This is a genomic window from Chryseobacillus diguaensis, assembly GCF_049220665.1.
Classification (GTDB): Bacteria; Bacillota; Bacilli; order Bacillales; family Bacillaceae; genus Metabacillus_B.
Genome location: NZ_JBMKNV010000008.1, coordinates 166,986 through 177,973, shown reverse-complemented (window position 1 = coordinate 177,973; position 10,988 = coordinate 166,986). Strand labels below are relative to the sequence as shown.

Genomic DNA, 10,988 nt, shown 5'->3' with positions numbered 1-10,988 from the left:
CATGTATTAGGCACGCCGCCAGCGTTCGTCCTGAGCCAGGATCAAACTCTCCAATAAAGTGTTTGATTAGCTCTTAAAATAAAACTTGAATTAACGTTGGCATTTCGTTCTGTTTAGTTTTCAAAGAACTTGGTTAGTTACTCTCTTAGGCAACTATCTTATTATATCGTTTGCGGTATTCAATGTCAACAAGAATTATATAAACTATTTTATGTTTACTATTCTTCAAAAGCTGACCTAAATGATTATATCAGGGTTAAATCATTTAGGCAATAGAAAAAAAGAGATTTTTTTCTTTCTTTTTCTATTGCCTGTTTTTGCTACGATTGTGCTATTCGTATATGGCTTTAGAACACATATATTTCAAAGCATCTTTTCTTAAATCAACAGATGTCTTATTTTACAATAAAGTTTAAGAAAGGAGCCTCTAAATTATTTCTTCTATATACATATCTTTTCTGCTGGCTAGTGCAATAATCTCTTGAGTATCAATCAACTTTACCATTGGCCTTGTGGGATACTGCTGCTCTACAAAAACAACTTCTGCATACCTTCCATCAGAAAGTCTTACCTTTGCCCCATTTGATGTTTTTACTATCGCTTTCGTCAAAACGTTTGTGGTACTTAAATCAAATTTACCGAACTGATCTTGTCTGATTTGTTCTAGAACCTTAAAAGGAGACATCTTTGGTCTGTAAGGTCTTTCGCAAACCATCGCTTGGTAAGTATCGGCCACCGCAACGATTTTACCGTATGGATGAAGCTGTTCTCCCTTCGCTCCAAGAGGATATCCGCTTCCATCAAGCCGTTCATGATGCTGCAGAACGCCAATTTTTACTCCCTCTTTAATGGCGGTTAGTTCCTTAATCATCTTATAGCTGAGCACAGGATGCTGTTTAATTTCAGTAAATTCTTTATCTGTTAACGCGAGTTTCTTCCAAAGTATCGTTGGTTCCATTTTTGTCATGCCTGCATCACATAGTAAGCCAGTTATGGCTATCTGGTTTATTTCTCCTTGAGGAAAATTCAGCCTTTGTGCCAGAAAAGCGCTTAATAATGATACAGAAATGCAGTGATGATAAATATATTCTTTCACTTGAGCATAATAAGGTGTTTTGAAAATTTCTTCGGGGTGATGTAAGCCTTCTTTAATTAACGGAAGGATGAGGTTTCGAACCTTTACGATGTCGACGATCGCCCCTGACTGCCATCCGGTATAAAGCTTTTTAAAACTCGTGACAGCCTGATTATATTGGTCTTGGAATCTGGTTGTTTTCAGATCCCTTTCTTGTTTCTCATTTGTCTTCGCGTCTGATTTCGCTTCTCCTCCGCAGGGAGCTTTTTCAATTTCAACTTCTTGAATTAAAAAGGCTTTTAATATATCAATTAATTCATTATTCAGAAGGGTTTGTTTGGTCATGAGGGGGTATTTTGAAAGAGTTATAATATCTTCTCCCAATATAGTGCCGGTTTCAAGCTGATGGACGCTGACTTTCACTTGCTTTCCTCCTCTCATTTGAGTCTTATTTACTATATTATACTCCTTAACTCAACTGTTTTGTAATGCTTTAGGATTAATATAATTACGTTATTTGTAAAAATAAACAAAAAACTGGCTAATCGGGAGTGATATAAGCCAGTTTCTCTAATTGCTTTATTTTATTTTCACTTTTACTTCACCCGTTATCTCCCCTGGATAATCATTTATTATAAATATAACCGGTCCTTTTGGAAGTTTTCCTGGATCATAATAGATTCCTATAGTGTAAGTGCCTGCACCGATCTCTCCAAAGTATGAACTTTGAGTAATACGAAGTTCTTTCCCTTTAGAATTTAGAACCTTGCTGAAGGAGAGCCAATTCATTCCACTGAAATTCAATGGTATCCTTGGTTATCTTAACACCTGGGATCAGGGTTATCACCGGGCTTTTTCAGCACTTTTTTCATTAATGGGTCAATGATAAGTGCCATATCCTTTTTATCAATTGCACCAGTCTGGCTGAAGGTTAGATAAAATTCTTTTGATTTATTGATGTTCGCTGGTTTAATCTTCTCTTTAACTATCAGACCGCGAGGAAAGGAAAAAGTTTTCATTTTTCCAAAAAAAGTATTTTTATTGTACTAAATGAAAATCTTCATCGTTTCAAAATTTGCCCAAAAAAAAGATACAGCCACTATGTGCTGCATCTTTTAAAGACTTATTCGCCTGTATTCCCAGAAGGGTCTGTTTCACCAGACGTCTCTTCCAATTCTGCTTGTGCATCTTCTTCTATTTCTTCTTCTACAGCTTCTTCTTTTTCAACAAGAGCAACTGTTGCAACATGTTCGTTATCGCCAAGCTTGATCAGTTTAACACCCTGCGTATTTCTTCCCATTGAAGATATACTGTCAACGTCCATTCTGATCAGAACTCCGCTCGCTGTAATGAGCATGAGATCTTCTTCGCCGGCTGATGCTTTAACAGAAACAACGCTGCCGTTTTTCTCGGTGATGTTGCATGTTTTAATCCCTTTGCCTCCACGGCTTTGAATACGGTATTCGTCAGATGGCGTCCGCTTACCGAAGCCGTTCTTCGTTACGGTCAGGATCTCCGTATCTTCTTCCAGGATTTCCATTCCGATTACTTCATCTTCTTGGTCAAGAGTAATTCCTTTTACGCCTGTAGCTGTTCTTCCCATTGGTCTTACATCTGTTTCAGGGAAACGGATCATCATACCGTTTTTCGTTCCGATGATCATTTGCTTCGTGCCGTCAGTCAGGCGGACAGAAATTAATTCGTCCTCTTCCCGAAGATTAACTGCAATCAAACCGCTCGTTCTGATATTAGCGAATTGAGAAAGCCGTGTTCTTTTTGAAACCCCTGTTTTGGTCGTAAAGAAGAGGTACCAGTCATCCGCAAATTCGGAAACAGGAATAATGGCATTAATCCATTCTCCTTTTTCCACTTCAAGGAGATTGACAATTGGAAGTCCCTTAGCTGTTCTTCCATACTCAGGGATTTCATATCCTTTTTTTCGGTATACTTTCCCCTTATTGGAGAAGTAAAGAATGGTGTCATGAGTTGAAGTTGTGAGAAGATGTTCAACAAAATCATCATCATTTGTGCCCATTCCCTGTATACCCCGGCCGCCGCGTTTTTGGCTGCGGTAAGTGGATAAAGGAAGACGCTTTATGTATCCGTTATGTGTCAGAGTAAGAACGATGTTTTCCTGAGGAATGAGATCTTCATCTTCTATAATCTCTGCACCACCGGCAATGATTTCAGTCCGGCGTCCGTCATCGAAGCGTTCTTTAATTTCAAGCAGTTCTTCTCTGATGATTTCAAGAACTTTTTCTTCATCTGCTAAAATAGCTTTCAATTCAGCAATGAGTTTGACAAGCTCTTGATATTCTTCTTCTATTTTTTCTCTTTCCAATCCGGTCAAGCGCTGAAGACGCATATCAAGGATTGCTTGTGCCTGCTTTTCAGAAAGAGAAAATTGTTCCATTAAACCATTTCTGGCTATGTCAGTTGTTTGGGATGCCCTGATTAAAGCAATGACCTGATCAAGGTGATCAAGGGCAATGCGCAAGCCTTCAAGAATATGGGCACGGGCTTCTGCTTTTCGAAGTTCAAAAGCTGTACGTCTGCGGATGACAACCTTTTGGTGATCCAAATAATAAACAAGAGCCTGCTTAATATTGAGTACTCTTGGATGGCCATCAACAAGAGCGAGCATGTTAATCCCAAAGCTTGTCTGCAAAGCAGTCTGCTTATAAAGGTTATTTAACAGAACATTGGCATTGGCATCTCTGCGGGTTTCAATATAGATCCGCATTCCATTACGGTCAGATTCATCTCGCAAATCGCTGATGCCTTCTATTTTTTTGTCTCTTACAAGCTCTGCGATTTTCTCAATCAGCTTCGCTTTGTTTACTTGATAAGGAAGTTCAGAAACGATCAGAACCTGTTTGCCTGAAGAGGTTTCTTCAATCTCTACCTTTGCTCTTACAGTAATGGATCCTCTTCCTGTTTCATAGGCTTTGCGGATTCCGCTTCTGCCGATGATTTGCCCTCCAGTCGGAAAATCAGGTCCAGGAATAATATCCATTAGCTCTGCAATTGTAATTTCTTCATCCCTGCTGACCGCAAGTACACCATCAATAATTTCCCCAAGCTGATGAGGGGGAATGTTCGTTGCCATACCTACTGCAATTCCGGTTGCGCCGTTTACAAGAAGGTTTGGAAAGCGTGATGGCAGCACCACTGGTTCTCTTTCAGAACCATCATAGTTATCTTGATAGTCAATGGTGTCTTTGTTAATATCACGAATCAATTCCATTGCAATTTTTGACATTCTGGCTTCTGTGTAACGCATTGCCGCTGCAGCGTCTCCATCAACAGAACCAAAGTTGCCATGCCCGTCTACCAGCATTTTGCGGTAGTTAAAATCCTGTGCCATGCGGACCATTGTATCATAAACAGAAGAATCGCCGTGGGGATGGTACTTACCGATAACTTCCCCAACAATACGGGCGGATTTTTTATGAGGCTTGTCACTTGTCATGCCAAGATCATTCATTGCATACAAAACACGGCGATGTACCGGTTTTAAGCCATCCCTGACATCTGGGAGCGCACGGGATACGATAACGCTCATTGCGTAGTCTAAAAAGGATGACCGCATTTCCTGGCTAATATTGATTTCTTTAACTTGAGGCTTTTTATTTTCATCCATGGGTGTTACCTCCCTTAGATTAACAGTGTGGGAGTTAGAATTGAGATACTATCTCCGTTTATATGAAAATCATGTGATTTAAAATATGTATGGAATTAGGCCATATTCTCCATTATAGCAATAAACGGGCATCAATACACGTCTATTCCCTAATTTCCTCTAAAAGGAGGAGAGAAATTTTCTTGATGCAGCGAAAACAAAAACACCCAAATGACGGGTGTTGAAGGTTCTGATATTTGGTCATGCTCTTTTTGGAACAAGTTTGAAAAACTAAATTTTAAAAATCAGCAAACTTAGTAGTAGTATGGGTAGCCATAGTAAGGATAGCCATAGCCATAATAAGGATAGCCGTATCCATAGCCATAGCCATAGTATGGAGCTGTTAATAAAGCCCCCGCAGCAAGGCCGCCAAGGAACGGGAATCCAAATCCTCCAAAAAATGGTCTTCCAAAACCGCTAAAACCGAATCCAGGTCTTCCGAAACCGCCAAAACCGAATCCGGGTCTCCCGAAACCGCCAAAACCGAATCCAGGTCTCCCGAAACCGCCAAAGCCGAATCCAGGTCTTCCAAACCGCTCGTCTGTTTGAATCTGTTGGTTATGCATATTTCATACCTCCGCATTTTATTTATAAGAATGGCCTACACTCGTATAGGTATGCATGGAGGTCTAGTTAGGATATGGGCGAACATCATTAGAATAAGGCTCTTTTCTTAAACTTTGTTGTTTCTTCATATTAAAGCAATAATACACCTGAGAATTTTAAGAAAAGATGCCACGAAGCTGGTCTTTGTGTGTGTTCTAAACCCATACTAGCTAGAATCTTTGCGAAAACGGCAAAGAATAAAAAAACCTCCCGTAAAAATCAGGAGGTTTCTTGAAAATGGGTGGATGTTAAATGTCCAGGTTTTTCACATAACGGGCATTTTCTTCGATAAAGTTTCTTCTCGGTTCCACTTTATCTCCCATTAGAATATCAAACGTTTCATCTGCTTCTATTGCATCTTCAAGATTTACTTGAAGAAGAGTTCTTGATTCAGGATCCATTGTTGTTTCCCAAAGCTGCTCAGGGTTCATCTCCCCAAGACCTTTATAGCGCTGGATACCAGGTTTCGGCTGCTGAGGCAATTCAGCCATCAGCTTCTCCATTTCCCTGTCATTGTAGGCATATTCAATCCGTTTTCCTTGTGTGACCTTATAAAGAGGCGGCTGAGCGATATATACATATCCTTTTTCAATAATGCCCCTCATATAGCGGTAGAAGAAAGTCAAAAGCAGAGTCCGGATATGGGCGCCATCGACATCCGCATCAGTCATGATCACAATTTTATGGTACCGGGCTTTTGATATATCAAAGTCTTCGGCAACTCCTGTGCCAAGAGCTGTAATAATCGCACGAACCTCATTGTTAGAAAGGATTTTATCCAGTCTTGCCTTTTCTACATTGATGATTTTTCCCCTTAAAGGAAGAATTGCCTGAAAATGACGGTCACGGCCCTGTTTAGCTGAACCGCCGGCAGAGTCACCCTCAACGACATAAAGTTCGCTGATTGATGGATCTTTGGAAGAACAGTCAGCAAGCTTCCCTGGAAGATTCGATATTTCCAGGGCGCTTTTTCGGCGGGTCAGTTCTCTCGCTTTTTTAGCAGCCATTCTGGCTCTAGAAGCCATTAAGCCCTTTTCAACGATTTTTTTAGCCGTAGAAGGGTTTTCAAGCAAGAATTTCTCAAAGGCATCATGGAAAAGATTATCGGTAATCGTACGGGCCTCTGAGTTTCCAAGCTTCGTTTTCGTTTGCCCTTCAAACTGCGGATCAGGATGCTTGATGGAAACAATGGCTGTCAGGCCTTCTCTTACATCATCACCTGTCAGGTTGGCATCCTGATCTTTGAAAATATTATTTTTGCGGGCGTAATCATTGATTACACGGGTCAGAGCTGTTTTAAAGCCTTGTTCATGTGTTCCGCCTTCATACGTATGAATATTATTAGCAAAGGAATAAATGCTGCTTGTATAGCTGTCATTGTATTGAAGAGCGATCTCAACAGTAATATTGTCTCTTTCTGCTTCAATGTAGACCGGTTCTTCATGTATCACTTCTCTTGTACGGTTAAGGTACTCGACATACGACTTAATTCCGCCTTCGTAGTGATATTCATTTTTCCGTTTATTTTCCCGTTTGTCTTCAATCGTAATTTTGATGTTTCGATTAAGGAAAGCAAGCTCACGAATACGGGTTGAAAGAGTTTCATATTCATACTCGACTGTTTCTGTGAATATTTCAGGATCAGGTTTAAAATGCGTAACAGTTCCTGTTACATCTGATTCGCCAATGATTTCAAGGTCTGCAGATGGCACACCGCGTTCGAACTTCTGGTAATGGATTTTACCGTCACGATGCACCCATACTTCAAGCACTGTGGACAAGGCATTAACAACAGAAGCCCCTACACCATGAAGACCGCCGGAAACCTTGTAACCTCCGCCTCCGAATTTTCCTCCTGCATGAAGCACAGTCATGATCACTTCTACAGCCGGACGTCCCATTTTTTCATGAATCCCGACTGGAATTCCGCGTCCGTTATCCTTAACGGTAATGCTGTTATCTTCCTCAATCGTCACGTTGATTTCTGATGCATAGCCTGCCAGCGCTTCATCAATACTATTATCTACAATTTCCCAAACCAGATGGTGAAGTCCTCTCGCACTTGTAGACCCGATATACATACCAGGTCTTTTACGCACGGCTTCAAGCCCTTCAAGCACCTGTATCTGACTTTCGTCATATGCTTGCTGTTCTACTTGTTTTGGTTCCATATCCAATATTTTCACCTACACTTTTCTAAAGCAGCTTTAAACTGGTCTACTTTTACCAGTTTGAGAATCTATATCAAAAGCAGTCTGAGCTCTTTTTTTCAAGGTACCTGATGCCAGGGACGAAAAATAAATTTTATTCACTGTCACCACTATGGATTTTGCATCCGTTCTGGAAAGCTCCGACATATCTGTTTTTTGCTTCTCAAGGTATTCCATGACAATCGGGGAGGTCTTGGACGTAGAGTAATCCAAAATCATGACCACATCTTTTGAAGGAACAACAAAATTGTCCCCTAAGTGTATGTACAAAAAACCACCTCGTTCTTAGGCTTGCAGTCCACCTGCAGCAACATGAAAGGTTGCAGCTTCTTTAAGAGTTGCATGATCAATCCCTTCCACGCTTGTGGTTGTAACAAAGGTTTGCACTTTTCCCTGTATGGTGTTTAACAGATGGGACTGCCGGTAATCATCAAGCTCTGAAAGAACATCATCCAAAAGAAGGATTGGGTATTCTCCTATCTCTTCTTTGATCAATTCAATCTCTGCAAGCTTTAAGGATAAGGCTGTTGTCCGCTGCTGTCCCTGCGATCCAAATGTCTGCACATCCCGCTCGTTGACATAAAAAAGAAGATCATCGCGGTGCGGACCGGCAAGCGTTACGCCGCGCTCAATTTCTCTATCTTTTATTTTATCAAACTTTTCGAGATACTCTTCATTCATTTTCGACAAATCTGGTTCTTCTGATACCTCTATAGCTGTTTTGTATTCTATTCTTAACGTTTCAAGGTCTCTTGAGATTCCTGAATGAATCGGCTGAGCCCATTTTTGCAGCTGGTCTATAAATTGCCGGCGCTTCAGAACAAGTCTTGAAGCCACTTCGCTAAGCTGGACAGTCAGCACTTCGAGTATTGTTTTGTCACTCTGCCTTTTTGTCTGAAGCTGTTTTAAATAATGGTTGCGCTGCTGCAGTATTTTTTGGTACTGGCTTAGATCATGCAGATAGACTGCAGATACCTGGCCGATCTCCATATCAATAAACCGTCTGCGCACTTGAGGACTTCCTTTAACAAGATTCAGATCTTCAGGTGCAAACATAATGACATTAATAGCACCAATATACTGGCTTAGCTTTTTCTGTTCAATATGATTTACCTTTGCTTTTTTGCCCTTTAGTGAAAGGACAAGCTGAACGGGAATCGAACCGTTGTGTTTTACCACCCTGCCCTCTATTTTAGCATATTCTTCATCCCAGCGGATAAGATCTTTATCATTCGTGGTCCGGTGGGATTTTGCCATGGCAAGAACATAGATGGCCTCCATCATATTCGTTTTCCCTTGTGCATTCTCTCCTAAAATCACATTGACTTTATTATCAAACGTAATTGAAAGCTCAGGATAATTTCTATAATTTTTTAAATTCAATTCTGATATATACAATTTGCCACCAACTTTGCATGACTTAAGAAAAGCGGTCTTCCTTTCTTTAGCTAAAAAGGCGCTTATGACCTTGAGGGGCTAGGCTGCTTGGACAAATCAACTGATACAGCCTGTGATCACTCAGCAGAAATTTACTTACTAATTTTTTAAAAAGGCTGTTTTCGCAAACTTTGTTGCTATGAAATAGTATTGGGAATGATTGATTTCCGCTCCAATCAACCTAAATAATTTTTATTCAAAGAACCTATGTAAAAACAACAATTTTTTAGAAAAGAGCTTTTTTAAAAACCAAGGAGGTGCTTATGATCTCGCAATGACAAAGACGCCTGCTCCTTGGATCTCAATTACGTCTTCTTCGTAAAGCTTTCTGCCTCTCCGGTTTTCAGGTTCCCCGTTTACAGTGATTTCATGTTCGGATAGGAACCATTTGGCCATGCCTCCGGACTGAATGATATCAGCATGTTTTAAAAACTGGCCTAATGTAATAATGTCTGTCTCAATTTTAACTTGCTGGCGGTTTGACATCCCCGCTCGCCTCCTTCATTAACAAAAATGGTTATCCACATGTGGAAAAGTATTTTCAGCAGAGTATTTTCCATAGCAGTAAAGAAAGCTACTAGCAATCAGTCTAGTAGCGTTCATTGTATCAGAAAATATTCTCTATATTAGCGTTCTAAATGTTTTTAGAAGGCTCTTTTCTTAAACTTTTTTCAGTAAGTACGAACAGGAAGAATCAGTTGAAGGATGGAATTATCATCAGGAATCGTAATAACAAATGGTCTCATGGCACCGGTAAAGCTCACCATGATTTCAGATCCTTCCAATGCTTTTAACGCATCCAGCATATATTTTGCACTAAAGGAGATTTTTAATTCTTCTCCTTCTGTTTTTTGGGTTTGAACCTCTTCAATGACTTTCCCTATTTCAGGTGAGTTAGAGGAAATTTCAACCATTGCATTCGGAATGGTAGCCAGTTTCACAACATTGTTTCTTCCCTCTCTTGCAAGAAGGGAGGCTCTGTCGATTGCCTGCAAAAATTCTTTTGTCGAAACATGAACAACTGTTTTGCTTTCACTTGGAATAAGCCTTGACGTATCTGGATAATTCCCATCAAGTAATCTTGAGAAAAAGAGAAGATTTCTTGTTTTGAATAAAACCTGATTCTCCGTAATAACAATATTAACAAGTTCATTTGTATCATCAAGAAGCTTGTTTAATTCATTCAGGCTTTTCCCAGGAATCACGACATTATGGCTCGATTCAAGCTCTGTTTGAATAGGCGCTTTCCTAAGTCCTAGTCTGTGACTGTCTGTAGCAACACAAATCAGTTCGCCATTTTCCAGTCTCCAGTTTACCCCAGTTAGGATCGGTCTTGTTTCTGAAGTGGAAACCGCAAAAACAGTCTGGCGGATCATCGTTTTCAATAGATCCGTCGGAATTTTAAAAACATTGTTTTCTTCGATCTGAGGCAATTGCGGATATTCTTCTGCATCAAGTCCATTCAGGTTAAATTCTGCTTTTCCGGAACGGATAACAACTAGCAGGTGGTTTTCAATTGTAATTTCTACTGCATCCATTGGCAGCTTTTTAACAATTTCACTGAAAAATCTCGCCTGCAGGACAATGCTTCCTGACTGAATGACTTCTACGTTTTCTTTTCCATTTTCTTCTGTTGGGATGAAAGATTCGATTGAAATATCAGAATCGCTTCCTGTAAATGTGACTCCTTCTTCTGTTGCCACAATTTTAATCCCTGTTAGAATCGGAATCGTTGTTCTGGATGAAACAGCCTTCATCACGTCTTGTACACTTGCTGATAACTTATCTCTCTGAATAACAAATTTCATTTATTGGATCCTCCTTTTAATCGCGAAGGGCAGTATTCTATTAATTATTTTTTTAAAAAAAGTAGTAGAAGTAGTAATAGGGCCTGTGGATATGTGTATAACTCCAAAATAGAAAGGAAACACAGTCTATCCACATGTGGACAGACTGTGTATGTCTCTCTCTCATTTAT

General features: G+C 40.1%; 10 protein-coding genes. All 10 read right to left on the bottom strand.

Annotation, left to right across the window (positions count from 1 at the left end; translation table 11 throughout):
* Nucleotides 1-427 precede the first annotated feature (427 nt).
* The gene (locus tag ACOT8F_RS14160) at nt 428-1,498 is read right to left on the bottom strand and encodes an HD-GYP domain-containing protein (RefSeq protein ID WP_421652577.1); all 1,071 of its coding nucleotides are present in this window, start codon (nt 1,496-1,498) and stop codon (nt 428-430) included.
* 156 nt (nt 1,499-1,654) lie between these two features.
* Entirely contained in the window at nt 1,655-1,879 is a 225-nt protein-coding gene (locus ACOT8F_RS14155) for a hypothetical protein (RefSeq protein ID WP_421652576.1), read from the bottom strand.
* Nucleotides 1,880-1,896: 17 nt separating this feature from the next.
* On the bottom strand, nt 1,897-2,094 hold the full coding sequence (locus ACOT8F_RS14150) for a hypothetical protein (RefSeq protein WP_421652575.1): 198 nt from the start codon (nt 2,092-2,094) through the stop codon (nt 1,897-1,899).
* 104 nt (nt 2,095-2,198) lie between these two features.
* Nucleotides 2,199-4,718, bottom strand: coding sequence for a DNA gyrase subunit A (gene gyrA / locus ACOT8F_RS14145; protein ID WP_421652574.1), 2,520 nt, complete (start codon nt 4,716-4,718; stop codon nt 2,199-2,201).
* Nucleotides 4,719-5,011: 293 nt separating this feature from the next.
* Complete coding sequence (locus ACOT8F_RS14140) at nt 5,012-5,323, bottom strand: hypothetical protein (RefSeq protein WP_421652573.1); 312 nt, start codon at nt 5,321-5,323, stop codon at nt 5,012-5,014.
* 288 nt (nt 5,324-5,611) lie between these two features.
* On the bottom strand, nt 5,612-7,534 hold the full coding sequence (gene gyrB / locus ACOT8F_RS14135; RefSeq protein WP_421652572.1) for a DNA topoisomerase (ATP-hydrolyzing) subunit B: 1,923 nt from the start codon (nt 7,532-7,534) through the stop codon (nt 5,612-5,614).
* Nucleotides 7,535-7,570: 36 nt separating this feature from the next.
* Nucleotides 7,571-7,843 carry an extracellular matrix regulator RemB gene (gene remB / locus ACOT8F_RS14130; protein WP_421652571.1) on the bottom strand — a complete coding sequence of 91 codons (273 nt, stop codon included), beginning with the start codon at nt 7,841-7,843 and terminating at the stop codon, nt 7,571-7,573.
* Between the two features lie 15 nt (nt 7,844-7,858).
* Nucleotides 7,859-8,971, bottom strand: a complete 1,113-nt coding sequence (recF, locus tag ACOT8F_RS14125) for a DNA replication/repair protein RecF (protein WP_421652570.1) — start codon at nt 8,969-8,971, stop codon at nt 7,859-7,861.
* Nucleotides 8,972-9,271: 300 nt separating this feature from the next.
* Nucleotides 9,272-9,496 carry a S4 domain-containing protein YaaA gene (gene yaaA, locus ACOT8F_RS14120; RefSeq protein ID WP_421652569.1) on the bottom strand — a complete coding sequence of 75 codons (225 nt, stop codon included), beginning with the start codon at nt 9,494-9,496 and terminating at the stop codon, nt 9,272-9,274.
* Nucleotides 9,497-9,681: 185 nt separating this feature from the next.
* Nucleotides 9,682-10,818: a DNA polymerase III subunit beta gene (dnaN, locus tag ACOT8F_RS14115; protein ID WP_421652568.1), complete on the bottom strand. Its 1,137-nt coding sequence runs from the start codon at nt 10,816-10,818 to the stop codon at nt 9,682-9,684.
* Between the last annotated feature and the right edge of the window lie 170 nt (nt 10,819-10,988).